Annotated in this window: 30 protein-coding genes; 14 read left to right on the plus strand and 16 right to left on the minus strand. The window is 52.4% G+C overall.

What is annotated here, in order from left to right:
* Window positions 1-136: 136 nt before the first annotated feature.
* From HU722_RS04250 to HU722_RS04260, 3 genes are all read right to left on the minus strand, one after another.
* A complete protein-coding gene (locus tag HU722_RS04250) occupies window positions 137-955 on the minus strand; it encodes a hypothetical protein (RefSeq protein WP_186754720.1) in 819 nt (272 codons plus the stop codon).
* A gap of 275 nt (window positions 956-1230) precedes the next feature.
* A complete protein-coding gene (locus HU722_RS04255) occupies window positions 1231-2346 on the minus strand; it encodes a reverse transcriptase family protein (RefSeq protein ID WP_186754722.1) in 1116 nt (371 codons plus the stop codon).
* Between the two features lie 72 nt (window positions 2347-2418).
* Window positions 2419-2673: a hypothetical protein gene (locus HU722_RS04260; protein ID WP_186754723.1), complete on the minus strand. Its 255-nt coding sequence runs from the start codon at window positions 2671-2673 to the stop codon at window positions 2419-2421.
* Between the two features lie 70 nt (window positions 2674-2743).
* Here HU722_RS04260 and HU722_RS04265 point away from each other — a divergent pair, with 70 nt between their 5' ends.
* A complete protein-coding gene (locus HU722_RS04265; protein WP_186754793.1) occupies window positions 2744-3049 on the plus strand; it encodes a hypothetical protein in 306 nt (101 codons plus the stop codon).
* Window positions 3050-3364: 315 nt separating this feature from the next.
* On the plus strand, window positions 3365-4195 hold the full coding sequence (locus HU722_RS04270) for a hypothetical protein (RefSeq protein WP_186754724.1): 831 nt from the start codon (window positions 3365-3367) through the stop codon (window positions 4193-4195).
* A 214-nt stretch (window positions 4196-4409) separates the two neighbouring features.
* On the opposite strand, the gene HU722_RS04275 is transcribed toward HU722_RS04270, so the two are convergent.
* The gene (locus HU722_RS04275; protein WP_225930675.1) at window positions 4410-5291 is read right to left on the minus strand and encodes a restriction endonuclease; all 882 of its coding nucleotides are present in this window, start codon (window positions 5289-5291) and stop codon (window positions 4410-4412) included.
* Between the two features lie 649 nt (window positions 5292-5940).
* Between HU722_RS04275 and HU722_RS04280 the strand changes: the two genes are divergently transcribed.
* Together HU722_RS04280 and HU722_RS04285 are read left to right on the plus strand one after the other, a co-directional pair.
* Window positions 5941-6120, plus strand: coding sequence for a hypothetical protein (locus HU722_RS04280; RefSeq protein WP_186754725.1), 180 nt, complete (start codon window positions 5941-5943; stop codon window positions 6118-6120).
* A gap of 45 nt (window positions 6121-6165) precedes the next feature.
* Window positions 6166-8265, plus strand: coding sequence for a cysteine peptidase family C39 domain-containing protein (locus HU722_RS04285; RefSeq protein ID WP_186754726.1), 2100 nt, complete (start codon window positions 6166-6168; stop codon window positions 8263-8265).
* A gap of 459 nt (window positions 8266-8724) precedes the next feature.
* Here HU722_RS04285 and HU722_RS04290 read toward each other — a convergent pair whose 3' ends face one another.
* From HU722_RS04290 to HU722_RS04300, 3 genes are all read right to left on the minus strand, one after another.
* The gene (locus tag HU722_RS04290; protein ID WP_186754727.1) at window positions 8725-10044 is read right to left on the minus strand and encodes a hypothetical protein; all 1320 of its coding nucleotides are present in this window, start codon (window positions 10042-10044) and stop codon (window positions 8725-8727) included.
* A 118-nt stretch (window positions 10045-10162) separates the two neighbouring features.
* Window positions 10163-10459 (minus strand): hypothetical protein, encoded by a 297-nt coding sequence (locus HU722_RS04295; protein ID WP_186754729.1) that lies wholly within the window; start codon window positions 10457-10459, stop codon window positions 10163-10165.
* 306 nt (window positions 10460-10765) lie between these two features.
* A complete protein-coding gene (locus HU722_RS04300; RefSeq protein ID WP_186754731.1) occupies window positions 10766-11020 on the minus strand; it encodes a hypothetical protein in 255 nt (84 codons plus the stop codon).
* A gap of 784 nt (window positions 11021-11804) precedes the next feature.
* Here HU722_RS04300 and HU722_RS04305 point away from each other — a divergent pair.
* The 3 genes from HU722_RS04305 to HU722_RS04315 all read left to right on the plus strand — a co-directional run bounded on the left by HU722_RS04305 (window position 11805) and on the right by HU722_RS04315 (window position 13852).
* Complete coding sequence (locus tag HU722_RS04305; protein WP_186754733.1) at window positions 11805-12074, plus strand: hypothetical protein; 270 nt, start codon at window positions 11805-11807, stop codon at window positions 12072-12074.
* Between the two features lie 18 nt (window positions 12075-12092).
* Window positions 12093-13505 carry a hypothetical protein gene (locus HU722_RS04310; RefSeq protein ID WP_186754735.1) on the plus strand — a complete coding sequence of 471 codons (1413 nt, stop codon included), beginning with the start codon at window positions 12093-12095 and terminating at the stop codon, window positions 13503-13505.
* Between the two features lie 161 nt (window positions 13506-13666).
* Window positions 13667-13852 carry a hypothetical protein gene (locus HU722_RS04315; protein ID WP_186754737.1) on the plus strand — a complete coding sequence of 62 codons (186 nt, stop codon included), beginning with the start codon at window positions 13667-13669 and terminating at the stop codon, window positions 13850-13852.
* 138 nt (window positions 13853-13990) lie between these two features.
* On the opposite strand, the gene HU722_RS04320 is transcribed toward HU722_RS04315, so the two are convergent.
* The 6 genes from HU722_RS04320 to HU722_RS04345 all read right to left on the minus strand — a co-directional run bounded on the left by HU722_RS04320 (window position 13991) and on the right by HU722_RS04345 (window position 20155).
* Window positions 13991-14494, minus strand: coding sequence for a hypothetical protein (locus HU722_RS04320; protein WP_186754739.1), 504 nt, complete (start codon window positions 14492-14494; stop codon window positions 13991-13993).
* Window positions 14495-14643: 149 nt separating this feature from the next.
* Window positions 14644-16182: an LA2681 family HEPN domain-containing protein gene (locus HU722_RS04325; protein ID WP_186754741.1), complete on the minus strand. Its 1539-nt coding sequence runs from the start codon at window positions 16180-16182 to the stop codon at window positions 14644-14646.
* Window positions 16183-16229: 47 nt separating this feature from the next.
* The gene (locus tag HU722_RS04330; RefSeq protein WP_186754743.1) at window positions 16230-17402 is read right to left on the minus strand and encodes a DUF3800 domain-containing protein; all 1173 of its coding nucleotides are present in this window, start codon (window positions 17400-17402) and stop codon (window positions 16230-16232) included.
* 61 nt (window positions 17403-17463) lie between these two features.
* Window positions 17464-17832 (minus strand): hypothetical protein, encoded by a 369-nt coding sequence (locus tag HU722_RS04335; protein ID WP_186754745.1) that lies wholly within the window; start codon window positions 17830-17832, stop codon window positions 17464-17466.
* A 624-nt stretch (window positions 17833-18456) separates the two neighbouring features.
* Window positions 18457-19737: a translesion error-prone DNA polymerase V subunit UmuC gene (gene umuC, locus HU722_RS04340; protein WP_186754754.1), complete on the minus strand. Its 1281-nt coding sequence runs from the start codon at window positions 19735-19737 to the stop codon at window positions 18457-18459.
* The gene (locus tag HU722_RS04345) at window positions 19724-20155 is read right to left on the minus strand and encodes a LexA family protein (RefSeq protein WP_186754756.1); all 432 of its coding nucleotides are present in this window, start codon (window positions 20153-20155) and stop codon (window positions 19724-19726) included. The genes umuC and HU722_RS04345 overlap by 14 nt, the downstream gene beginning before the upstream one ends.
* 99 nt (window positions 20156-20254) lie before the next feature.
* On the opposite strand from HU722_RS04345, the gene HU722_RS04350 reads away from it, so the two are divergent.
* Window positions 20255-20965: an SOS response-associated peptidase family protein gene (locus HU722_RS04350; protein ID WP_186754758.1), complete on the plus strand. Its 711-nt coding sequence runs from the start codon at window positions 20255-20257 to the stop codon at window positions 20963-20965.
* A gap of 74 nt (window positions 20966-21039) precedes the next feature.
* Here HU722_RS04350 and HU722_RS04355 read toward each other — a convergent pair whose 3' ends face one another.
* Window positions 21040-21384 carry a hypothetical protein gene (locus tag HU722_RS04355; RefSeq protein WP_186754760.1) on the minus strand — a complete coding sequence of 115 codons (345 nt, stop codon included), beginning with the start codon at window positions 21382-21384 and terminating at the stop codon, window positions 21040-21042.
* 467 nt (window positions 21385-21851) lie between these two features.
* On the opposite strand from HU722_RS04355, the gene HU722_RS04360 reads away from it, so the two are divergent.
* Window positions 21852-22313 carry a 3'-5' exonuclease family protein gene (locus HU722_RS04360; protein WP_186754762.1) on the plus strand — a complete coding sequence of 154 codons (462 nt, stop codon included), beginning with the start codon at window positions 21852-21854 and terminating at the stop codon, window positions 22311-22313.
* Window positions 22314-22369: 56 nt separating this feature from the next.
* On the plus strand, window positions 22370-22537 hold the full coding sequence (locus HU722_RS04365; protein WP_186754795.1) for a hypothetical protein: 168 nt from the start codon (window positions 22370-22372) through the stop codon (window positions 22535-22537).
* Window positions 22538-22720: 183 nt separating this feature from the next.
* Here the strand turns inward: HU722_RS04365 and HU722_RS04370 are convergent, their stop codons facing one another.
* Window positions 22721-23212 carry a transcriptional regulator gene (locus HU722_RS04370; protein ID WP_186754764.1) on the minus strand — a complete coding sequence of 164 codons (492 nt, stop codon included), beginning with the start codon at window positions 23210-23212 and terminating at the stop codon, window positions 22721-22723.
* 225 nt (window positions 23213-23437) lie between these two features.
* Here HU722_RS04370 and HU722_RS04375 point away from each other — a divergent pair, with 225 nt between their 5' ends.
* The 4 genes from HU722_RS04375 to HU722_RS04390 all read left to right on the plus strand — a co-directional run bounded on the left by HU722_RS04375 (window position 23438) and on the right by HU722_RS04390 (window position 25127).
* The gene (locus HU722_RS04375; RefSeq protein ID WP_186754766.1) at window positions 23438-23830 is read left to right on the plus strand and encodes a DUF6957 family protein; all 393 of its coding nucleotides are present in this window, start codon (window positions 23438-23440) and stop codon (window positions 23828-23830) included.
* A gap of 42 nt (window positions 23831-23872) precedes the next feature.
* Entirely contained in the window at window positions 23873-24319 is a 447-nt protein-coding gene (locus HU722_RS04380; RefSeq protein WP_186754768.1) for a hypothetical protein, read from the plus strand.
* Window positions 24320-24409: 90 nt separating this feature from the next.
* Window positions 24410-24793 carry a hypothetical protein gene (locus tag HU722_RS04385; protein ID WP_186754770.1) on the plus strand — a complete coding sequence of 128 codons (384 nt, stop codon included), beginning with the start codon at window positions 24410-24412 and terminating at the stop codon, window positions 24791-24793.
* A 55-nt stretch (window positions 24794-24848) separates the two neighbouring features.
* Window positions 24849-25127 carry a hypothetical protein gene (locus tag HU722_RS04390; RefSeq protein WP_186754772.1) on the plus strand — a complete coding sequence of 93 codons (279 nt, stop codon included), beginning with the start codon at window positions 24849-24851 and terminating at the stop codon, window positions 25125-25127.
* 189 nt (window positions 25128-25316) lie between these two features.
* Here HU722_RS04390 and HU722_RS04395 read toward each other — a convergent pair whose 3' ends face one another.
* Complete coding sequence (locus HU722_RS04395; protein WP_413817762.1) at window positions 25317-25616, minus strand: heavy-metal-associated domain-containing protein; 300 nt, start codon at window positions 25614-25616, stop codon at window positions 25317-25319.
* Window positions 25617-25762: the final 146 nt, after the last annotated feature.

Raw genomic sequence — 25762 nt, forward strand, 5'->3', positions numbered from 1 at the left:
TACAACCTTACTTCGTAAGGAATCGCTGGGTTCAGCGCCGTTGATCCCATAACAGCGTTTGGCATAAGGTGAGTCGAACTGGCGTTTTAAGCCTGAAAAGTAGGGCAGTGGGCCGAGAGAGGAGCATTGGCTAATGCTAATGTCCTGCTTCTCTAGCCCTCATATCATCCGTTATGACCTTGATCATCTTGAAATACTCTGCTCTACCTTGGATTGCTTCTGGAGTAGATTCAATTTCTAGATTTGCCATATGGACAGCAGGATCTATGACGTAATGGCTCGCCTGCATATAGTTCTTGATGGCTGGGATAATCCAGCATGCGGGATAGAAACGGAGAATTCCATTACCAGCCTTCTGAATCATACCGACCCAGGCAACCTGGTTGGATTTAGGCATTAGGTTAGAAACCATCCCACCACTCATTCCATTCATTTCTGAGTGTGTGATCTGACCAAGAAAACGCAGGATGGGGGCTGATCCTTCGAACTCACAAACACCGTGAAAGATATGCTTATTGATCACTGTCGAGCAGTTGTAGTCATCGCCATACGGATACTCAATCGGGTTTTCATCTATTGGGTAGCCAGAGGCTACCAATAACATGCCGTCATACAAATCGCTTACAGCTACGGCTATACGGCCATTCGTGCCATCTAGGTCGATGAATTTATCGGGAAAACGGAATAGCGAGGATGAAAGCTCGATCAGCACGATGTCTTGCATGTCGATACAGGGACTATCTGCCGTTATCAGCTCACCGATACGCCAGCCGCGCATTGGGAATCCCATACCCTCTATTCCTTCCCAGCCTCTCTTAGCAAAGAGGTGAGTGAAGAACGGCGACTCGTTTTGTGCCGCCTCGTAGTTCGCATCTAGAACGTGTTGAGCCGTCAGGAGAAAAAATTTCTGCTGGTACTTGATCAGTATTCCTGTCCCGCCTTTGCTATAGACCATATCGGCGTGATACCGGCCAAGCTCTTCAATAGGCTGAGAGCAATGGGTGAATATAAGCCTTCTCACAGACTGAATTACGTTGCTCTGAGACGTATTCTCGTAGAACCGATTTAGCTTTCGTACTGGAATTTTAATGTTTTAACTTCCTGTATCGCAGGGTAGAAATTTGTTGCGGTTACGGAGCTTGAAGCTTCGTCTGCATGTCAGCGACATCGCCCCATTTTCTAGCCAAACCGCTCCTGAGTATCACAGCCAAAACAACTGCCAGCCAACGGTTAGCCAACTTTCCAAGGTAGATCCACCGGCAGGTCAATTTGCAAGCTGCTAGCCGCTACGTCCAGATCTGCGGTGGTCTCCGCAACCATCTGAACCTGAAACTCGGTATCTGCATATCGCTCCATAAGTGGCGCACGCATCAGTAATACTCGAACGCGAGCCTTGAGGCGCTGCCCCTCTGGATGCCCACAAGCGATCAACCTGCCTATGCGTCCCATCACTCGACGCGCCTCCTTTTCATCATCAGCGGACAGCTGACCTGAATTACCTTCGAAGCGATCCTCTAGCTGTTTCACGGCGGCGCGGATTGCCATCCGATGTTTTTTGGGAAGCGCCGGTATCGGCCCGTTCACCACTAATCCGGTCACGGTGACGGCGTCAGCTTTATCGCTAGTGATCAATGCTTGCCCGCGCTTACGAACATGCAGCTTGCTCCGCTTCTGCAGGCAGCCTTTTTGTCCGAGCATCCATGTGACAGAGGCAATAACTTGGGAGGTGGTAGCTTGATCAATACGAGTTTTGCTAGATACAGTAATGTCATCTGCGAAGCGCGAATACGCCAGTCCCTGAGCTTTAAAGCGAGTGACGAGCGCCGGCTCGATATCCCAAAACACTAGGTTGGCCAAGTAGCTACTTGTACTCGCCCCTTGTGGAACCTGGCCCTCACGAGTAACTAGATCCGCAAGCAGAGTGGCTACATCTGCGGAGAAGCGGAAGAGACCCACGAACAAGCGATGAATGTGCTCGTTTGTAATTGAGGGGAAGAAATCAGCGATGTCCTGAAGAATGACTGTCTTGGCGCCGGTATGAACCCGAGCGTTCGAGTAAATGCTGCGGGGTAGCTTGGGATCTCTGATACCGCCGTGCAGGTATCCAGGGAACGCAACCTTGCTGAGGATCCGATCCACGATCTTGCGCTGGATCGTCTTCAGAGGCTCATGAGCATCATAGGTATGTCTGGGTGTTATGCCGTCTTTTTTTGTTTGCGGGACATATCGATAAAGACGAGAGCTACGATGAGCAAGTGCGATTAGCCTCTCGACTGGCTCTCCGAGAGCACGTGCTAAGGCGCTGATGCTGTGGATAGGGCTATGAGGATAGAACGGAGCATCCATGTCCAAGCTTCCGGTGATGGGCCGGCCCCGAAGAACCGGCCCCTCTGAATTCGAATGATGTGGTTTGTTGTGTCATGGGAGGTTCTCAATAAATGGAATCACCACTGTCTCGACAAAATCCCAGCCCTCAACAGTCTTCTCCCATAACCAGATGCATAGACGAATACGTGCGATCCACTTGAGCAGGGTTACTGCCTTCGCCTTTACCCACGCAATCCGACCCGCTTTAGGTTCTTGAGATGGAGCTGTCTCGATGACACGAGCATCTTCACTGTTGTGCATAGACTGACGCGCCTTGCGGCGCGCTAGGTTCTTTAAATTAACCATGACTGATGTTCCCAACGACAGGCGAAATTGCCCCGCCGCCAAGCATTCCGGGCCGAAAGGAACGCTGAAGATGCCACTACAAACCACAGTTCTGCTTATCAAGTCCCTTGATAAGCCGTCCGCCGCATTACCGCCACATCACATTTCGCCTCAACGCATCAAACGATCAGAGACAAACCCTTGGATCACCTTTGGGATTGCCCTAGGCGCTAAGCACTCAGGAGCGATGGGCAGCACCAACCTGCGCGGCGAAGAAAGCCAAGGCGAACACCAAGGCGACCAGTTTCCCGGTCAAAAACCGCAAGCCCAAATTTCAGTCATATTTAAAGAGCACTTGGGTGGTAGCACCCAACAGACGCAGTATTTATCAGAATAAACAAACCGGCGACAACTGTTATTTGTTGCAAGAGTTGTTCTTTGTATAAGTCGTATTTTTGACTGTATAAAGCGTCAAAATTTAAGTGTCGCTCGTGTTAATGCCACTTAGGAAATTGAGCATCTTTCGAGTTGTCGAGTTGGGCTCGTTGACCTATGATCCCACTAGGCGGTGATGGTCGCCTGGCGCCTGTTTCGCGAAGCAATAGCCCATCGTAGATGCACCCCACGTTTTACATCGGCATGTCCCTACCCAGACGCTGCCCGGTGAACAGGCAATCGGTACCAAAGCGTCGAATGGTTTTGGATACTTGCTATGTCCGATTTCTCCCCTATCAGCATCATCAAATCGCAAGCCAAGCAGCATGCTCGTGAACACGACACGAAGCTTTCTGCTGCCCAAGAAGCGCTTGCGCGTCAGGCTGGGTTCGAGGAGTACCACGAGCTCGTTGTCGTCGCCCACCGAAACCCCACGGATCCGCGTTTGATGCTCGCCGCCTTTGGCGTGCGTGACTTCAAGGAAGCGATCTTCGAGGATTATGTATTCTCCGAGCTGGATCGAGAGCTGGAGCACATGCTGTCCGGCGCGATGGCCGAGACCAACGCTAGTGAGTTCACCATCTGTGATAGCGAGGTGGAGTCAGTCTCCTATGACGATGCAATTGGCGCACTCAGGTTGGGCATGTCTATCGACTGGGAAGGACAGCAGGATCCTGACCGTGTCTACTACGGTAGGGTTTTCTTCCTTAAGGCGGATGTTAATCTGGTTCGGCGAGATGGCAGGTGGTCGCTCGGTGAGGACGGTGTTTGCATCATCACTAGCGAAACGGATGCAGACCGTGATCGCAGGACTGAATGGGAGGACAGGGCGCACCAACAGGCCGCTGAAAGCGGGGAGCACCGTCCCAGCATTAGCATGGCGCAAGCGCTGGCCAGTGGGCTTGAGATATCCCTAGAGGATGCGGAGCTTCTGGCAGGCGCGAAGGTTAGAGGGTATACCTCAGATGACGGGATGATCTACAGCTACTGGGTGGACGTTGAGCCGTGTGCCGAGGGAGCGCTGCGAGCAGATCTGTTGGCCCGGTTCGGCACCTTGGAGTTCGAGGTGGACGTCAATTCCTTCGACGACATCCATCCTGAGATGTGAGTGAACTGGGGATGGCTGGCTGCGGATGCTGGCCACCTTCAGGCCTCGGGATCGCCGAGTACGAACAGCTAAGTTGGGGTTTGACCCTGGGGGGCACGGCTGTTGTGAACCAAACCTCGGCGACGCCGAGTTGTGGCCCTACCGGCGTCCAGTCAGACCAACCGGGAAATGAGTCGCAGGGAAATTAGAGCCAACCGTCTGCGTCCCAGACAGGTCACGGCTTGAACAACTCATCCAGCGGCACGAACGCAGCGCCAGTTTCTGCGGCAGCTCTAACCTTCCGGTCAATCACCTCCGCAATGGGTATGCGCCGTCCCAGTGCTTTGTAGATATCCTCGCCGGACATGCAAATCACCTTCCGACCTCTGCCGAATGCGTGAAGGCCTTCTTGTGTGAACCCGCCATAGCTGATGAAAACGCCACGCGCCCATGCAGCCTTTTGATCGAGTTTCCCCTGAAACGTGTGTAGCTCCGCTGCCCCAATCGGATCTCTGACCCATTTGGCCTCGATCAAGTACGTTTCGTTTCCAAGCTGGAAGCTACCGTCTATTTGCTCGCCAATCAGGCTGAACGGCGAACGCGCCTGAAGTTTGGATGAGTCAAAAAGCTCTTTGAGAAATCCTTCGAATTCGTAGCCACGCTTCTGCGGTGGCAGATCGCGCAGATCGTAAAGCCGCTGTTTCAGTGCGTCGAGTATTGGGCCCTGATTAACCAGCGCCGCTGCAGCGAAAGGATTTTGTACCACCTGGGCGTGCTGCCCCGGCGATCTAATTGACTCGAGCAGGGATAGAAAGCGGCCTTCGGCGTTCACGACATCTTCCGTAGCCTTGCTCTCTGCCCGTATCATTTGCCGGTGTTTCCAGAGGGCTTCGAGCACTCGAGCTACCGTGGAATGATCGGCGTTCTGGAGGAGGCATCTGACGCGCCTGGCCTTGGAGGTGCCATCCTTGGAAAACATCTCGTGCGAGATGTCGATTTCAAGCTCCTCCATGAAGAACTCGTCCATCGTGCGGTTGGAGAAGTCGAGAACGTATCCGCCACCCATGTCGAAGATCGAATCAAGGAACCGCATTTCTGTCGATTTGAAATTCGCCACACCTTTCCTCGGTCTTCATGTGCCCGACACTCAGATGCCAAGCCAAGATAGCGTTGAAAAATTATTTTAATAATATGCCCCAATCCAATCCCGAGGAATATCTTCATGACCTCCGATACGGTGACTCGGCGATGGGCGCGCTTTCTGAATACCTTTCTACATCTCCAATCAAATCAGCTACTCACCAAGGCATTGAGGTAAAAGGGCTTTTCGAAAAAAGCACTATAAATGGGTACGCCTTTCACGCCAGGTGGATACCTACAAAAAATGACTGATGTTCGAGAACGCTATCGCTAACCCAGGCTGCGCCGGATGGATGAAGACGAAATACGCGGCAAAAATGAAGGGGCCAGCCTCTTGAGTTCGACGATGCTCTGCCGATATGCTAAATGAAAGCGGTGAACGGTTCGTCGAGTGTTGCATCTTGGCGATCCGACGAATCGCGGGAACTTCACTGTTCGTTTGTTGATCAATCTGTATAATGCGCACCCGTTTCGATGCACCTTTCGGTGCACGTCACGCACGCTACCGCCAGAGCGATTCATTTTGATGCTGTCGTGAAGCTAGATGCATTCCGCATCGTTTCGTTTTGCATTGACTAGCGCTTCTGCTACCTTCAATGAAAATGTGCACGTTCTTGAGAGACGCCATGAGCCTGAAAGCACTGATTGACCTTGCCAACCGCCAAACTGTAGAAGACTCGCGCGCCCGCGACCGTCGGAACCAGGACAGCTATGCGCGCGTTAAACAGTACGGCAAAGAGGTCGAGCAACGTATCGCCTCCAAAGCCGTGAGTCAGGAACTGCTAGCAAGAGCCTGTAGCCTTTAATCCCCCTTTTTGAGGAAGGAAGCAGCCATCGCGGCTGCTTTTTTTATGTCCATGATTTCATATCTCGTATCTTCGTTCGAAAAGCAGACGATCACCAATCTCGTCAGGGAATGCTTTGGTTATGATTTCCCCGACATTTTCGAAAAAGCTCAGGTCGATTACATTTTCAATTACCTGAACAACCTTCCCGGTGGGAAAAAAGCTAAGTCAGTTTTGCTGGAGTACAACTACGTCGACAAGGACTATCTGGAAGATTTTTCGCGCTACTACGTGAAGCGTTTCGGCAACGATGGCCACAAGTGCGCACGCCTTCACTTCTTCAGTCGTGAGGTTGATCATCGCCGTGTCACGGAGATTCTGGAAGGAGGAAAAGGCGCTCGCGCTAAGATGGCCGAGCTCAACAAAGCCTACCTCGGGTTCATGGTCATCAAGCCGCTTCCCAGAACATTCATCGGTAAAACCTGCCTCATCGTTCTGCCAGACGCTACTACCAGTGCGAAAACGAAGAAGCGCTTAGCACGTGAATATAGAGTCGATTTGTTCGGGATTCCTCTCTCAGTGCGATCAATCGCATTCCAGGAGCAGGACAAAGTCGTTGCCGCCTGCGCTACCACCGCAATCTGGACAGCGCTGCACTCATTGCCGTGGCGTGAAAGCCGGAGCATCCCCTCTTGCAGTGAGATCACGATCAACGCCCTTAACCATGTTGAAGGATCAGCCAATAGCTTTCCTAGCAAGCAGCTAACCCACAAACAAATCCTTAGGTCGCTGGACGTTGAAGGGGTGCGATACCATGCGGAAAGCATGGAAAAACCGGTTGCCGAGGAGTTTTTGGCGTCGGTTGTGGCGCATATTAATAGTGGCCTTCCGATGATCCTGACAGGTGAAGTTTTCACTCGAGAAGAATCGGGCGACTTCGAAGGACAAGGTGGACACGCGATTAGCATTGTCGGTTACAAGGTCGACCAGGACGAGCAGGTTCTTTACGTCCATGATGATCGGCTTGGCCCCTTCGCTCGAGCAAAGCTTGTTCAGCTCGAGGATTACACGTTGACGGGTACATCCGACATTAAGGGACAGACGTGGGCATTGGGCCTTCAGAAAATGAAATCCAAGACCAAGTGGGAGAAACCCCATGAGCTGATCGTGCCTTTGTCATCCATCGTCCCGAGTGACAAGAAAGCGCGACTGCCTTTCTACTATGTTTACGAAACCTGCAATCTGATTGTCGAAGAGGCGAAACGAGAGCTGAATGTTCAGCACAGCGAAGTGAAAGCCCTCACCTATGACATTCAGCTCAAAGATATCTCCAGTATTCGACAGGAGATCATTGAGCATGTCGCTGATCGGAAAGTGTATGAGGACGGCTCAAGGCTACAGGTCGACCACATCGACTACGCGAAGTGGATGAGCGATAAACAAAAATTTTTGACAACGAGTTACGCACGGCTTCAGTGGTCGGCAGCTTTTAGCTATCAAGGAACGCTTCTATTCACGTTGTTTATCGATGCCAGTGATATTCCACAGGGCAATGCTGTGTCTGCGATCTACGTTCAGAACATCAAGCTTGCGGAACTGGTACTGAAAGGTTTCCGAGGGAAGGATCCTGACAAAATCGAGCACAACACAGGTCATTTTTATCAGTCCTTCCTTCGCCGCCTCAACAAAGTTAGCGACATACGAGAAAGCCACCTGAACGAGACATACGGAACCCCACGCGCGCCCAAAAAGCTTAGGCTCACAGAGTTTGAAGGGGGAAGCATCAAGCTGAACAATACACTCCAAACCTATTACGAGCCGAGAGGCGACCAGCTCCTAACGGTTTTTCAACGCTTTGCACTCAAACAAGTTCCTAACCTAATTTGGGCGATTTCTTTGGATGGTGATCTTCTGATTGCAGAGGAGCACGACGGAAATGGGCACCCTAGCATCACCGGCTTCAAGCCCGCACGCATCGCTGGTGAGATCAAGCACACAGATGAAGGATTTGTGCCGCCAGACTCCCGTGCCTGGCTTTATATAAACTCGAAATCTGGTCGATATAGCTCCGACTATTTCAACACCAAAGAGCTGCTTGAAAATGCCAAGAAACGTTTTGAACTCTATTTCCCAGAGCGCTTCCACATTGAAGAGCAAGTATTCTAAGTAACATCGCCTAGCCAACATCCGTCGACCGAATCGGCAGCAACGGCGACGGACTCAGGGCAGATTCGTGAAATGCCGACGCGCAGCTAGATGACGAAATATCGGAAACGCGGCGATGAACGTGGATTCCTATGATTTTCCTACCCAAACCCAGGAGCAGGATACGTAAAACGTACTTTCTCACATCCTGCTGGGAGATTGTTTTGCGTCGTCACGCTAGCTCGCCTTGACCGTCCGAAGCCGATCTTACCTTGGTGGTATGACTCTGGCCCATCAAATCGCTACGCATTGCCCAGCAAAGGACAGCAAGTAGCGATGCTATCCGGCGGGGTTGGTCTCAGTTGCAAAAGCAATTAACTCTCCTAACGCAATAATGACTGTAGCTTTCTAAACGTCCAAAGCGCCTACCGCAGCAGTGGCACCCGCAATCTAGCTTCAGTGCATCCCGATAGACTAAAATCAGCGCGAGCTTTTCTCCGCACTCTCCGCTGGGATGAGGGAGAAGCAGTCCTTGGCCGACAGCCAGTCCCCTGGAACCGCCATCAAAAAAGCATCCCCAACCTGCAACTCATGCGGCTCCTCGCCACGCATGACTTCTACCTTCGCAGCTAGGCTATCGGCGAACCATCGCAGTGACTCGAACTGGGTGGCTGTTCTTAGGAAATGAAGTTCACTAATTCGAAAAATGCCCAGTCTATCTTTCCAGTCGTCTGCGACCTTCTTCGTTTCGGAGCTGACTCTGACCTTGTTCCTCCAAGGAGCGATCTGAATAGCGCTCACGCCGTCCATGACGATCACAGGATCTAAGGCGCGCTCGTCCAGAAGATGCTTGACAATGGCCAATTCAATTAAGACAAAACAGGTAATGCTCTCCTGCATGAACAATACGGTATTGGCGGGTGACATTGAGGCTGTGAACGATTTACACGGTAGCCAATTAGGCTCTGGGGTTAATGCGACTATCAAAGTGGTTGGTGTTTGATGCCGCATCACCAGATCATCAATTGACTGAGCCCACTGGATATCATTTCGCCCACAGATGTATGTCAGGCCCGGCTCGGGGATGAGAGCTGCTGTACCTCGAAGCTGAGCCTGCGACATACAATTGTTGATCTCTTCCTCGTAGCTAATAAGAGGAACCGAGACTTCGATGCGCTTGGTGTTGGGCACACCTCTGAAGTTCGCCGCCCCGTCATCTCTGAAAAACTCATACAGTTCGCGCAGTTGTTTCTGCTGTCTACGCACCCTAGCGTTCACATTCGCCGAGCTCTTCACTTCCAAGGGCACTGGATCGGCAGCCCCCATCAACAAGATGTCGCCATGCCTGATTATATTCGTAAGATCGGAAAGCACAGCAGGTACGTTCATCGCGAGAGCCTTCCGCAGCAGGCGATACTCGTTCATGAATCCAGCCTTACCGAGTATGAAACCTGGATCGCTTTTGACCTGATAATCACCATCGAAGTAGAGGTGCTTCAAGCTGTATGAACTCTGATATACGCAGGCTATTCCATCACCAAAGCATCTCCAGAGGAAAAGAAGGTGATGGAGATTTTGGATGCGATCTTCGACCTTTGAGACAAATTTCTTAAGAAAGGCAGATCTGTCCTTAGTCGAGCCTTTCCGCCTTAAAGAAACCATCCTGCTCCTAGCCTTCTTCAGTCGTTTGATTCTGTGCTCGACAGTGATGACTTGCCTTAATAGAAAGCGCTGTAGACCCCGAACAGCGAATAGATCGTCAGGAACGTTTTGGATCTTATTGAGTAACAGCGCGGCCATTCCTAGACGCTCTGTCTCCTTGGGGAATCTCATCAATGGCTCTCGCACGCAGTGCAATCAGAGGAAGATCAACGGGGATGCATACCCACTCAAAGCCACTATTCCAGGCTCGTACACATCATGTTGTCCCTGCTCCCCAAGCCCAATCGCCGCCCACCACAATGAAGATTTCAGACGTCAATAGTCGCGCTCGGAAAGCGGCTTGTACCGAGTTACGGACATCGTTTCGTACAGCAACCGCGCTGGTGCCGTTGAAGAAACCCATCGTAGAGGTGGTGGGAATGACTACATGATGCCCCTCGTCTGCCTTAACCACTTTTGCTAGGCCGATCCGCTGAAGATCTGCATAAACGTTCTCGTAGTCCTTAGAAGAGGCGTTCTTCAAGTCAAACGTGCAATAGACCAAATAGCTCATAGTACAAACTCCTGGAAAACTCACACTTGAAAAATGGGGGCCAGCCCATGCAGCAGCCGGCTCACCAAAGAGCGAGAAATCTGACCTCTAGCCTCTTCCTACTGGGTGTGGCATGCAGAAGAGCACGTCCGGCAGCCGTTCGACTGAGGGTAAGTGTTGCGAGCCTGACGCACGGCAGTCACACAGCTGCTGTGTTGGCCTAAATCGAGGCGGTTCTGCAACGCCGGCAAGAAAATGCATGAACTGGTATGCACTTCATGATCGCCATTGTTTTGGGCATTGCGGTTAACGTAATACTGAGCCATCTCACTCACCCCGCTGTTTATTCGATTGAGTGAGTACCGAGGCCGCGAGGGTCTTGGTGGTGGCGTTGTATTTGTTGCTGTCGAGGACGTGGCTGGCTTTCGTCTCCATTTCGGCACCGGTTTGCTTACCGCTAGAGGCCTGAGCCATTGCCGAGCCTGCCAGTTCTTTCTGAATGGCCGAGGAGCTTTCGCTACGCAAGGTTTTGGCTGCCAGGCTGGCGACCGCAGTCGAGGTTTGTTTAGGGTTTTTAGGCACGATTAGGTGCTCCTGTAACTATATGAACATCAAGTAGGCAGGAACGACCCTTGAGCGGAAACCCGAGCTGAATGGTTGACATCCAAAGTCGGTTTTTCTCTAATGCGCGCCCCACCAGTGTTTGCATTGGTTCAGGGATAGGCGGGTATGTGTGCGCGGCTACCAAACTTTGCACGCATACCCGCTGTGTTCACTGAAGCCTCAGCTTCCCGCCAAAAACACAACATGTAGTGCTGATCTCGAGATGACCTACAAGATAATGTGGTAACTTTGACATTGCAAGATGACAAAGCTGTGGATAACTTGTGTGCAAACTGTGGGTTGGATCCATTTTTTCCTGTATGGATGCCCAGGCCCTTCTAGATCGCGGGCTGCGCCCCCGCAGGCTCGACACAACTTGAAACACTCTCCCTTGTGATGATCGTTTTTATCGCCTGAAACATGGCTTTCACCCATCTAAAGATGACAATTCAGTGGCGTCATTTCTTTGTTTGAATAAACTCCGAACTGCCACTTTCCATAGCTCTTCAGGGCCGCAAACTCTCTTCTCGTCGCTTGGCTTATGTACCCTAATCGACTCATTTAGGCCTTTAAACAGGCCTAATGTGCTATTTACGGATCCTTACGCTTAGCGAATCATCACGGCAATTTAACGTGCGTGGGATTGTGGAAGCGGCTCTCTCACCAGTTGCCAAAAAATTAAATCGGATTCCTTGCTCGAAGGGTAGTAGTGGATCTTGGAGACTTACCTCGCAGTCCCAACCACTAAAACCTGAGGTTTCCCATGATCCGTAAATCCGCTTTCACCGGCTGGTCAGCCCTTAAAGACTCGTACCACCTGCAGCAAGCCCGCGAGAGTTTCTCCGAGCCTGACTACCTTAACGCTCTCGCACAAAGTATCCAGGACGTGAAGCCAGGCACCTGCTTTCGTGACGCCATGCGCCAAGCCATCACAGTGGACGAGTACACTGTGGGCGTGCTCGGCGGCCAAGAACTGGGCAAGCGCACTAGGGCAATCCTCGAAGATCAACCTGCCGACGTCCCTGTTCGGTAATCAGAAATGGAAGAGATAATGAACGACAAAGGACAAGACAGGCTTGCCCAAGGTTTTTTGGCTCGTAAAGACCGAGCTCTCCAAAGCATCCAAGAAATTCTGGGGCTCGACAAGCAAACGTATCAAGGCTGGCTTGATGCCATGACCCCGGAAGAACGCTCCACCCACGACGATGAGGTCGGACGGTACATGGAGCTTTGCACGATCATGTATGCCGAGCACAAACAGTGGTCTAGCCAGCTCCTGCTTGGAGCACCTGAAAATGCGCTTGCGCACTCCGTAAATCAGTCCAGCATGATAGGCGGACTTGGCGCGATACTGCTGGATGAGCTAAAAAAGCCATCAGGCAGGGCTATCCCACAGCATCTGCGCAAGGCTGGAAAACAAATCGAAAAGCTGACCACAGCCAAGAAGCGTTTCCTTGACGAGCTCTATAAGCAGCTTCGCTCGGACGAACAAGAGGTCTATGGGGATCTTCTGACGTCGTGTATCCCCCTATTGTGTGCCATGCCCGACTTGGCCCTATACGAAACCTTTGGCCGAGTTGATCTAGCCTGGAAGTTCCGCTCAAGTCTGATGATCAAGCCCCAACCTGGCGTCCCAGAATCAGGTCTTCAAGCCGTGATCACCAGGCTGCATAAGCGCGTCACAGAGCTATCCAGCCAAGCTCTGAGCCCGATACTCTCAAGGTCGATTACTCAGAAAAAAGACTCCCTAGCGGCCAAGCTAATGCTGGCCACTCTGGTGAACCGTTCACACTGGGAGTTTCTGGAGCTAGAGCGTTTCGAAGGGATCGCAACCCAAAGCCTTCTGCGACTGGTCATGAGCTTGAGGCGCTCTGACCACGCGAAAATCCCTGCCAACGGGACTAGAGGGAACTTCACGCAGTGGCTAACAAGGACGTTCTGTGTTGACAGCTATGCCGGAGAACAAACCTGGAGAGGTCTCAAACCAAAGCACGTAGATCGCTTCTACAAGCAGGCCGAGTGGATCCTGCTTTGGGAGAAGCGAGATTCTGTCGAGCACTATGACTCCGAAGAAGCACTGCTGAACCTGTGTGTTCTCGGCATGACATGGAGCTACTGCACTCATGAGAAACATGACGTCAGAGTACCCGACGTCAAAGATTATGATCTGGTCAGCGGACGAGAGGTTGAGCACGGCGAGTTGGTGCCTCTGACTCGGATCATGTACCAGCAACGACAGTTGAACATTTTGGCCAGAAGCCAGCAGCACTATGCCCTGAGCCCGAGAAAGCTGGAAATTCAGTCGGCCTGCTCGAAAGTCGGACGCCAAGAACGGATGACGTACATTCGCTCGAACCTCAGAAACACTTCGCTCGCGCAATGGAGAGGACTGACCAAGGGCATTTATGAGGTGCTCGCACCGCTTCTGCAGGGCCAGGCCGCAGTACCCATCACAGTAACGTAGCCTTGGCTCTAGACGGACTGCGTGTTCAGCACTGTTCACTCCCGTCAGATCGCCAGACAGCTCAACTTCCGAGGAAGAAAAAAATAAATCGGAAACCCTGCCAGTTCTGTCGAAACGCTGCTGTTTAAATACGGTTGCCCTAAAAAAGGAGGGGGCAACCAATGAGTAAAACTGCTTTAAAAACAATCTTGCGGGATGTGGTCGTTGCGGTCTTAAGCGCCTACATCGTTGCACTGCTGCAGGCTGGTGATCAGCCGAAATCCGACGCTGATCGACCGCCTCAGTTGATGTACGTCCAGCACCAGGAGCCGGCATATGCCGGCGATCAGGTCTTGGTGACGATATGATGGCGGAAGACCGCACTACGCGGTCGCCGGCATCTTGTCGGGGGAGTTTTTGCTGCCAACGCAAAACTCGCGATTGCCCGAGGAAGTGCTGCTGAGGGGGTTGTCATCAGTTTTCTTGGCAACAAACCTTCTCCTGCATCAGGCCTCTAGAATCGGAGGCTTCAGCCTTGGGACTTCAGCCGCCAGGATCTGGTTGAACGTGAGTTCACCAAACGAAAGGTTATTGCCCTGCCTTCTGATCGAATCAAAATGCCCATTGATATAGGTTATCTCGTACGGCGCCACCATTCCTTCTCCATACACCTCAACAGAGCCTGTCGCAGTAGCGAGGTTGCCTTCTACCTTGAAATGTTTCGGGGCGATCAATAACGATGTGTCGGCGAACGACAAACGTAGCGAGCTACCTTCTCGTTCCTCTTCCCGACCACTGCTGTCAGTGACGAGGTACGCGGACGTCTTCGCCTCAGTAATGAAACCATCAAGGTCATACAGCGGCTGTATCCATTCTTCGATGCTCTCCATCAAACCGCTCAGTTGTGCTTCCCAAACGAGCAGCGCATCCCTCGATGCAATGTTGGTTTGATTCCGATATTCGATCTGTTTTTGTGCGGCGATCTTGAGGGCGTTCTGGATGGCGTTCATTTATAAGTCCTTGTTAAGAGTAATGGGCATCCTGCGAGCAAGCACCAACCTTGCAAAATACACAGTGGTATATCGGCCAGCTACCCGGTGGGCGGGCTCGAGTTAAGCACTACCTGAATTGCATATGCTGACTGGTCAGCGGCAAGGAATCAAAGCTCATCTTCACCGCGAATCCAATGGTGATCAGGCACGATCATAGTTCCGATAATCCCATCTGCCTGCTTACTCAAGATTTCCTCCTGCTGAGAGATTGCAAGCACGAGCATCTGAATTGCAGACCTAGCGACCCGAAGCGCACCTAGGGTCTCGTTAATAAAATCTGAGTGGTTGAGATGCTCGACTTCAGGAGCTTGCCTCGCTCGCGAGGGATCCCCAAAGTCATGAAGCACTACGAATCGGTGCGTACCCGCGTTCCGCAGATCCTTCTGTGAGCGGAGAATTCCCTCGTTGTCATCATAGTCTTCTGCCAGCTCAGCCAAGCCGTACAGCGCGTACACGCCTGCACGAATTAGTACCTCTACTTTTTTTGCGAGCGGAGTACCTGTTTTCTTGTCTGCGGAATCTCTCCATAGCCTTCCGAAACTTACTTTTTTGGGAGCTAATCCAAGCTCGAAATAGTGGTTCGCCGTTACGGCTACCTTGTCGAGCAGGTCAAGGGCTGTTCGATGTGCCAGCATAAGTGCCGAGATGTTAGGGCCGTACATTGCATAATCGAGCGTGTCCGCAAACTGTCCTGTCCTCGACCAAACGCTTGCATCACTTGCACGCCATGCCAAATCTCGGGCTAACAGAAAATCGCTCTTCAGCAGATTGAACATGGCAAACAATGGCGGCGGGCTCCCTCCCATATCTGTCTCACGCTCGAGAATTCCTGGGAGGGTAAGCCAATCTAGCTTGCCCAAGGATGGATCAACGAGCTCGACAGTTGGGGCTAACGTCAGGCGCTCCTCCTCCACCCATTTGATGAATGGATCTATATGCTCAGGCCGCGATGGCGGGTCACTTAACTCACCTGCTAGTGCTTCAACTTTGGCCGCTACGCGTGCGCCGGCGTACTGGACGATTCGCTCCTTATTTCGAAGTGCCTGCCTGGCTAGCATCACGGCCTCCATGCGTGTCAATTCTGAGTAGCCGCCTCGGTGGAAAAGCCACATCAGACCCAATGCTGCGCAAAACGCGGCGACGCCATTCGTGGGATCAACCTTCAACGCTGAAAGACGTGCGTCATGGGCCTCAGAAAGCCGGTAGGTTTTTTCGAACAAATTAGCGATGTTCGTCCAAGCCTGTGTGCGTAATTCGACATCGGCATCTACGTCTTGCGACACCCTCCAATAGCCTTGTCGCGCTTCGGCCCTGTAGGCTCGGGTTCGTTCCTGATGATCTAACCAATCGGAGTCATCACCACCAAATTTTGAGGCTTCCACGAGCGTGTTTGCTAGGTTGTAAGTGACATCTGCTGTCGGATATAGACCATGAAGCTCGCGGTACAGCTCAAGCCCCTCCTCAATCGCGTCTTGTTGTCCAACCGAGGCGCCGGCATTCACCAAAGTCGCTGCGCGCAGGGACATCCAATTAGCGCGATCACGCCCGTCTAGATCAATTTCACGAGCTTTTTGCAATGCAAGCTTGGGATCCGTATCCACCAAGGAACTGAGGTGTGATGAGAGCTTCGTAAATACGCTCAACATGTCTGGTACCTCCTTTCAAAGTGAACGATCAGCAATGCAGGCATGTCTCACTCATCCGCAAATGCCTCAAGCGCGGCGAGCAGCTTGGCAAGCTCAGCCAGGTTGGCTGCCGTCACGATGTCATATTCTCCTCGACTACTCAGCCGATATACCTCTCGAGCCTTTTTGACCCGTTCCAGTAGAGGAACAACAATGCCTGACGCTCTTTCAAGAAATTCGTTAATGTCTGCCCGTGTTTGAGGGATCTTGTAGCCTTTGGCCGCGCTTGTGATGATGACGTCCGCATCCCGAAGCTTCGCAATGCCACTGGATCGGATTCTCTGGCCGTTGACCTCTCCCAGTCCGCTGTCTTTTAGATGGGCCATGATCTCCGTAGTCAGCACGTAATCCTTGGTGACGAATTCGCTTTGAAATCTTAAGAACCGCAGGATACTCAATTGCAGGCGCTCATCCTCATCAGGGTGTTCGCCAGCCCGCTCGCTAAAACGATCAGCCTGGCGGAGAGCTTCTTGGTGTACCTGGTAGTCTGCATACCCAGATTCATCCGTCGGCGGTGGCAGAAGAGACTGGTACTTGGATGGCCACTCAAGCATTCCAAGAGTCAGGCTGCGAAGGATTTTCTTGTAGGCAAGAACAGCTTCTTCCGATGCTTTCTCTTCGTAGATCTGAGCGACTGAGCCAGCAAAAAAATCTGCAACCTGAACCAAAACGTTGTCCTTACTGGCCATCGTCTGGAACGCATCCTTATCGCCAAATAGGTCGTCCACGAATCGTTCTGCAACGTAGCTTTTGAGACTCTCCTGAAATTCCTGGCCACCATGCTCGTCTACGATCATCTGGAGGTCAGGGTATGCGCGGAACAAACGTCCATAGAGCAACCCGTTCACGTATTTTATGAACGAGGTCTTGATACGGAGGCCACCGTCTTTGTGAATTCGGGACTTATCAACGACGGTGAAATAGAGCTTGAATGGCAGCTCAGCTAGCTCGTTGAGGATTCGGTCACGGCGATCTGAATCCTTCGGCTTCAGATTGCTGGATTTGATCTCGCCTGTTTGAAAGTGACGCATGCGGAGTGCTTCAGCTTGGGCATAAGCAGCTTCCAGGTCTTTCTCTGCCACCAGAATGGAGCACACGATGAAGAAGCCCGAGCTTCCTCCCTTTGACGTATCAAGGTCGGAATTCCCGGACTCATCCACGAAGGCATATGTTCTGTCCATGAGCTTGCTCCATCAACAACGTGCTGAGCGCAGTGGGTCGCTCAATGGCAAGGTGGGGGACTCAGTTCGTCGCAGTGGTAGTGCCTGGAGCGGGGCCTTCGCTGAACGTGTAGTTGATGACCACGTCATTTCGGATTAAGACGTCGAGAGTTTTCTGAGTGCCCGTAGTCGTCACCTTCATGGTGACCACGTAGCTTTGGGCATGGGCTGAGCCATTGGTGTAGGTGTAGATCCACTTCTCGTCAGTCTCGCTGACCGCGCTCTTGGCGTAGGGCTCGCCAAATAGCGACTTCAGTTCTGAAGTGGTGGTTTTACCTTTGGTGATGCTCGCTACACTGGCCGACGGAAAGTCTCGTCCTGCGGTGTAGTGGGACGTAGCGCATCCGCCTAGTGCGACAGAGATACCCATTACTGCGATGAGCTTTTTCATATCCTTCCTTGATCGTAGAAAGCTCCAAATCTAGCTGGCATTGGGGCCAAAAGCCACTATCCCTGCGGATCGACTTTCAACAGCATCGTTCAGAAACCGGCCACTCTAGCCGCCGGTTGTCTGGACGCTCGCACTAATGATGCAGCGCAATGTCACAATGATGTCATGTGGGAGGCAGCGAAGCCTCCCCACCCCTCCCATAATATGCGTGACACCATGCCTACGACCGACGATTTCCGATTCAACGCCCATCACCTCCTGCTAGATCTGGATGCAGCTACAAGTCACCTAATGATGCTTGTAGTGTCACGTGAGGTGACAGGCAGCCGTTGGGATGACGCTGTGTCTCGTCATAAGCAAGCGTATACAGCGTGGGCCTCCATCCTCACGGGAATTCAAATCGATCCAATGCCTGCCCTTGATGGTCGACCGGTAGAAGGGAGCAGCTCTGCCGCTGAGTAGCATGCAAGGGTTGAAGATCTTCAGAAGTCTCGATCCGTGTGTCCTTCCCGAGTCGAAACAGCCTTTTTTTGGCAAGAATCGTCATGAGCTCTCCGCTTCTAGCCGAAAACAGCCGTTCAAGACGGTTGGTTTTTTAGGCGGTAGATGCTCATCGCGTCTTTGCTACTTGGCTCTCACTGTCCACAACTGGTCTAGCTTCGTCGTGTAACTCTGGCTCATAAGCTCCCGACGCATCGCCCATCCAGGTGCTGTAGGCACGCTGGCTAAACGCAGCACTCCCTTTCCCCAGCGAACGTTAATCTCATCCAGCACACCCATCACCTTGTCTGCCAACGCCGGTTGGGATTGCGCGAACAGGTCATCAGTGAATTCGCCGGGCTGTCGCAGATCCATCAGCAGAACCTCCGCCTTGCTGTATTTGTAGCCCGGACGGAAGATGCGATTGACCGCTTCAGTTGCAGCCTTCGTCATGAGTCGCACGTCGTTTGTTGGGTACGGCAATTCCACCAAGGCGCCATTCGCATATTTCGCTTCCTGGGGATTGAACATGCCGGTTCTAATACTCACGCGGATCTTCTTGCATAGCGAGTTTTGTGCTCGGAGCTTTTCCGCCGCGCGTTGCGTGTAGGTAGCGACAGCTTCCTTTATGGGCTCAATCTCGGTGAGCCGCGTGCCGAACATCCTGCTACAGCAAATCTCCCGCTTGGGAGGATCAGCCTCACCCAACTCGAGACTTGGGGTGCCGGCGAGTTCGCGAGCGGTTTTCTCGACCACCACACTGAATTTTTGGCGAAGCATCCACGGGTCGGCTTTTGCCAAGTCCATCGCGGTCTTGATGCCCATGACTTCCAGGTGAGCTTTCATACGCTTGCCAATGCCCCAGACCTCGCCGACATCGGTATTGCGCAGCGTCCAGTCCCGTTTGAACGGGTCGCAAAGATCGACCACACCGCCGGTGATATCTAACAGTCGCTTGGCGGTATGGTTTGCGAGCTTCGCCAGCGTCTTGGTGTGGGCAATACCCACACCGACTGGGATCCCGGTGCACTTGAAAAGAGTGGAGCGCATACGGCGCCCAAAAGCAGATAGATCACCTGGGACGCCAGTGAGGTCGGCAAACGCTTCATCAATGCTGTAGACCTCGAGCGCTGGCACCATCGATTCGATAATCGTCATGACGCGTTCGCTCATGTCGCCGTACAGGCTGTAATTACTGCTGAAGGCCACGATTCCATGCCGGCGTAGATGGTCTTTGATCTGGAAGTATGGCTCGCCCATTTTCACGAAAGGCTTCGCGTCGTAGCTGCGCGCAATCACACAGCCGTCGTTGTTGGACAGCACCACGATAGGCGTCTTGGCGAGGTCAGGTCTGAAAACGCGCTCGCAGCTCGCGTAAAACGAGTTGCAGTCGATCAGGGCGAAGACAGGCTCACGTATTGTCATGATCGCGGACGCTGTACTTCACGACACCCCAGATCACAAGCTCATCACCTTCCATGACATGTCTCGCCGGATATTTTGGGTTCTCCGACAAAAGCATCACGGCGTTCTCGCGCAGAAGCAGGCGCTTGCAGAACGGTTCCGAATTCAACGCGGCTATGACGATATCGCCACTGACCGCATCAATGCTCCGATCAACCACCACCAGATCCCCTGAGTAAATCCCGGCGCCCTGCATACTGTCCCCATCGATCCTTACCAAGTACACGTGCGGTGCACGGATATCGAACAGCTCATCGAGGGAAATGTGTTTCTCAATGTGGTCAGCAGCTGGCGAAGGGAACCCCGCAGGCACCTTGGAAGAATAAAGAGGCAGTTTCTTACCGCCAGGTGCGAGTGGGCCGAGGATGGTGATGCTCATGATGCAAGCCTTAGAGTGGTGAGCTGTACGTATATACAGTTAACGATTTGCTTTGCTTGCGGTCAATCTCATAGGCACGACAATTCGACGGGTGACAGCATGTGCGGACGATACTCAATCTACGAGTCGATGGATCACTACCTCAAGGTGCTAGCCCCGAAGCGGCTGGTGATCAATGGCTATGACCTCTGGCCCGTCGACCGATACAACGTCGCGCCATCGACGCGAGTGGAAATCATCCGGCCCGTTCTGGAAGGTTTAAGTGTTAACAAGGTCAAATGGGGATGGGCGCCTTTCTGGGCGAAGGGGAAGCGTCCAGACCCGATCAACGCGAGAGTCGAGACCGTCATCACCGGCAGGTTTTTCAATCAGCTTTGGCCAAACGGTCGTGTGCTTGCCCCGGCGAACGGCTGGTTTGAATGGGTTAAAGACCCCGATGATGCAAAGAAAAAGCAGCCCTACTTCATCACCTTGAAAGAGCAGATTCCAATGTTCTTCGCAGGGTTGGCCGAGGTGCACGAAAGCCTGGAGCCGGATGATCGCGATGGTTTCGTCATCATCACAGCTGCGAGTGACCAGGGCATGGTCGATATCCATGATCGCAAGCCTCTGGTCTTGTCACCTGAGCACGCTCGTGAATGGATTGATCCCGACACTCCACCTGAACGAGCACGCGAGTTAGCGATGGAGCATTGCCGGCCAGCAACAGACTTTCATTGGTACAAGGTTGGTAAGGATGTCGGAAATGTTCGAAACCAGGGCCCGCATCTGATTGAGCCGCTTTCCTTGGCCTCGGATGCCGATGATTGAGCGCAGATGCGACAACCTTGTCTTGAAGGAGCGTCACGCTCTGCTTAGGCACGCGGACACCTATCTAAATTAGCTCACCCCATTTTTTTTATCGGTTTAACCGAGACCACTTCCACGTACTTGTACTTCTGTCTGGCAGCCTTCACAGCATCTTGCTCAGCCAGCAACGAGCTCAACGTGTCGGCGTCCTGGATGAGCTCGTGCATCTCCCCCTCGTATTCGTTTCCAACCCGAAGCGTGACCCTGATCCTAGGCGTAAACGCTTTCGCCGCTTTTTTCGTAGCTATAGGCGCCGCTATCGCCTTTGTGAATACGACTTCTGTCACAGGCTCCGGTACTGGAGAGGCAGGCACCTCTCCGGGTTTAGCCGTACCAAACAAGGCGCGGCGCATCTCTTCTTCAGTTAAATCAGCTTTCATAAATCGTCTCTATAGAACAGCAATTAGCTCAACAAGTTGTTCGGGAAGGCTTAAGCCAAGAAGAGCTGTGGAGCAGGAGGAGATTTCAAATACCTAGGTCAATTTCGAGACAAGAACCCCTCCAGGCTCGGGAAAGTTGCCCCTTCGGCAGTCGCGTAATGAGCCCGTCTGCTAGGTCACTGGCGTGCCGGGAGTACAGTGTTACGGTGTCCGGAACCGGTGTCCGACCCGCAACGAATGCACCCACTCGCTCTTGGGCAATTTTCAGTATATTCAGGACTTCTTGGCTCATCTCTTTGGTGGACAGGTATTCCACGACTGGCTTGGGCGGAGGCGCAGCTTGACTCCACATTTCTATGACCACCTTGAGGAGCCCGTCCGAGCCAAAATGCTTGAGGGCCATTTCCCACAGCTCACCTTCCTGCACCATATCCAGGCGAGGCCTAGTCATAACGGAGTTCTGTCAAATGAGGCTCTTTCTTGATTGCGAGTTCACCCGGCTCTCAGCTACAGCGAAGCTAATATCACTCGCACTGGTAGCTGAGAATGGACGCGAATTCTACGTGGAATTGCTCGACACATGGCGAGAGGAAGATTGCAGCGACTTCGTCGTAGAGATCGTTCTTCCGCAGCTCTGGGGCAGTGACAATGCACAACCCATTATTGGGGCAAGAACTGCCCTGCTCGATTTCCTAGCGTCGTTCGACGAAGTTCTAGAAATTGTCACAGACGCACCACAGTTCGACTGGGAGCTTTTCTGCGAACTTGCATATAACGACGGTAAATGGCCAGGGAACGTTCGGAATTACCCCACCGACGCAACCACTCTGGATGCTACAAGTGACGGGGTTCCGCTTCCGCATCACGCTCTCCTCGATGCCCGTATCATCGCTGGCATGTTCACCAACAGCAATCGAAAGAAAGAGTGACTCTGAGAAGGGCAGTCAATCAGTAGTCTGTATGGGCCAATCGCCTGGAGCGAAATATGAAATGGAAAGCGCGCACGACCAAGCAAGTCGCCGAATTGATTTGTGGCGACAACACGAAAGGTTATTTCCTCTACCTTATCCGTGCGTGCAGCAGAGGCAACCGTCATTATTCGCTCAGCTTAATGTGCCCGGATAGGGCCATTGAGCCCAAAAATGATGGTTAATGTGCCGTATTGGGGACATTAGCTCGCACCTCATACGGAGAAGTGCTTTGCATCCGGCTTCAAGACGGCAGTTGATTCTCTGAGTCGCTAGGCTCATGCCTAGCCCAGTGCAACGTAGCTACCGCAGCCCTCCACAGCAGCCCTTCCTGTGACATTTTTAGCAGGGAGCTGGTCATTGAAAAATCACTCGGAATTAATTCGCTCAGACGTGGTTGTTTTCAGATATCTGCGGACAGTGGATCTCGACAGATCCAGCCTCTCTGCGATTTCGGACACCGCTACTCCGGCACTGCGGAGGCGATCCGCTTCAGCCGCTTTTTGCGCCGCATCGGATCGGACGGGTCGACCAGGCGCCGGCTTTCCGTCTCGTGCCATTGACTTCATTTCCTGGTCAACGCTTTCTTTTTTAATTCTGTTCAGCTGTTTGGAAATGCGTTTAAGGCCCTCCCCGAACGGCTCATTAGATTGCAGGGATGTTGCCATGAGAATCAGCGAGGCCGGTTCAACTTCCATTATCGCTGCAAGACGAATGAGCACATCAATCGTGATATTCACCTCGCCACGCTCTATCCGTCCCCAGTAGGAACGGTCAATCGTGATCAGGTTTTCCTGCGTAAAACCCTTTCTTCTACGCAGTGCTCGTACCACTACAGCTAGGGCTTCTGCGGCCTCCATGACATTTCCCCAAGCAAATCGAGGATGAGGCCATATTGCGAAGCACCATAACACGGACTATCATCCTCATTATGGTGCTCCTAGCGCTTTCAGGTTGGCTTCCCTTGATCTGATTGACGTCTCCAACCCCACACAGCTGGCGCGCGGAGAGGTTCCTACGAGGGGCGAGCGCAGACAAACGGGATTGAATTGTCAATTTCCGGGTAATTAATTGAGGTGAACCCTATGGCTAGCGTCCAAGAGCCCGATTTTATGAAAGGGCCTAGAACGTCCCTAGAGGGCCTGACAGGTACTTCCGAAGCTCGAGCTTTAGCAGTCGAACGATTGCCTAAAAAGCCTTACTGCCTAGTTCGCGACTGGACAATATTTCGCATTGAAGTCACCCGTGACGAGCTCTTCAAATGCAATGCAGCGGGCCAGCTCCCGATGATCCTGTTTGCCCATAACGTGGCAGAGGACAGTCAAGGCCGTTTCGAAAGGGGCGACTGGGTTCGTTCAAGCATGTGCACCGGTTTCCACGATGGTGTTGTGTTCGAAACCAGAAACACGATTTACGTGTTGATCGGCCCAGGTTATGAACAGCTCGCAAGCCTGAAAGACGTTTTCTCCCTCTTCTAACCTGCGCTCTGTATCGGAGCCCTTTCAGGCCAAGGACATAAAATGTTTAGAACACACGACGCCGACATGCTGGGCCTACCAGGCATGTTCGGTGAGGGTCAGTACCAATGGCATCAGGTATCCAAAGTGCTTCGTAATCACTGGTATCACGTAACCGTCCAGGCTAAGACCGAGGGCAGAATTTCCGAGGCGGTTCTGATGATCGACAGCGAACCTCGACTGCAGCAGGTGCTGATTGCCCAAGACGCTGAGACGATCATTACAGAGGTACAAGTAGTCACTCCCGCCCATATGAACGGAACGAGAAACTGGCGAATGGAGACTCTGACCAAGGTGACGCTCGGCGAAGACGAGAACGAATGCGTGGTGTGTTTGTTGGAAGTGGATACAGGCTCCCTATATCACAGTTCTCATCAACCCGGCTTCAGTAGCGGTGCACTGAGCAACCTTCGTCCGATCTATCATTCGAACATGATTCGTACAGCCTGAAATTTATCAAGAATCCCGCACGATATCAGCGCAAATGGTTCCGTGTGGATTTACTGGTAACGCCATACGGGCTGCGAAAGGAGCGCAATTATGCTGAACACTTTTGATGTGAATTTCCATGGAAAACGACATACAGATTTCGATCTCGCACGAATTCTAAGAGCACAAGCGCAAGGCTTCGACAAACCGATAACAGCCTATCTCTGCGGAGTATCCATAAAGGCTCGTGCTGGATTAGGCGTCGTGTTTGGTCACAACCGTAAAGACCAATATGGACGGTTCGGCGACGGTCACCTGATTCGGACTTCTGACGTGATCAAAGTCGAGCGTGAAGGCAGGTTTTGGGTGATGACGACCGAAAATTCCAGATACGTGCTCGTAACATTTCAGCGCGGTAACGGGCGTGCGAGCCTGCGGGAGTTTCTGCGGCTTTCACAGGGGATGCACCACTTCACCCCGCGAGGGTTACAGTAATGGTCGTGGTCTTCTTCCACTGGCAAAGCCTCCTGAATGGCTTCGAGGTGGTGTCATGATCGTCAAGGCAGGCGAAGTCATCTGCATTGCCTCGGGCATTTTTGAGAATTACGACCGCGCTGGGCCCTTTGTTGCAACGCAGGACTTCGACCTCGATTCATTCATAGCAGAGGCAATGAAGCCGCTCACAGAGAAATGGGAAGTGTCGAGCTTGTTTGCGGATATTCCCAGGGTGCTTTTCGATAACGGGCTCATCACCAAGCTTCCTTGTCGCAAAATTTACCTAGGAGCGATGGGCGAAGTCGACATTTGGGAAGAGCAGGATGACCTTTGATGACGACGCTTCAAGTATTTGGCAAAAGCCTAATGAAGGTAGCGATAGAGCTGAGATTCTTTGCCTTGCAGCAGCCGCACTTAGGATCGCGGTAAACGTCGATGACTTCACCGCCTTGTGCCGCTCCGGTCATGAGTAGTGTCGTGAACGCGGCAATTCGCAGACTGGCATTAATGGGAGTTCTCCTGTTTATAAATAATGCTTACCGGCAGCAACATCCGCCGCCGTTCCCGTCACAGCCCGAGGTTTATTACTCGCTACGCTTTCCACTGTCGCCAGCATTGCTGGATAGCCCGCGTTCTTCAGGGCCGCAAGCAGTGCTTGGCTGTCCGAATCGCCGCTGACCTTCACCCGTCCGGATTGTAAATCCACTGCTACGTCACTGACTCCTTCAAGTGGGCGCAGCGCTTCAGTGACATGTTTGACAAATGAGCCACAGCTCATGCCCTGACTGTCGAGCAATCGCCCGAGCAAATCAAAGTTGCTCAACCGATCAATCGCCGTACCTCAGTCAATCGCTTATAGCACTGCCTTCTGACTTGGGTCGCCTTAGCGCACCCTGAAATTCGAGGAAATCTAATCTAATTTTTTACGATTTCTTTACGGTAGGTTTTATCGCTCATCCCGATACTGGC

Origin of the sequence: Pseudomonas tritici (genome assembly GCF_014268275.3) — a bacterium.
GTDB lineage: Bacteria > Pseudomonadota > Gammaproteobacteria > Pseudomonadales > Pseudomonadaceae > Aquipseudomonas > Aquipseudomonas tritici.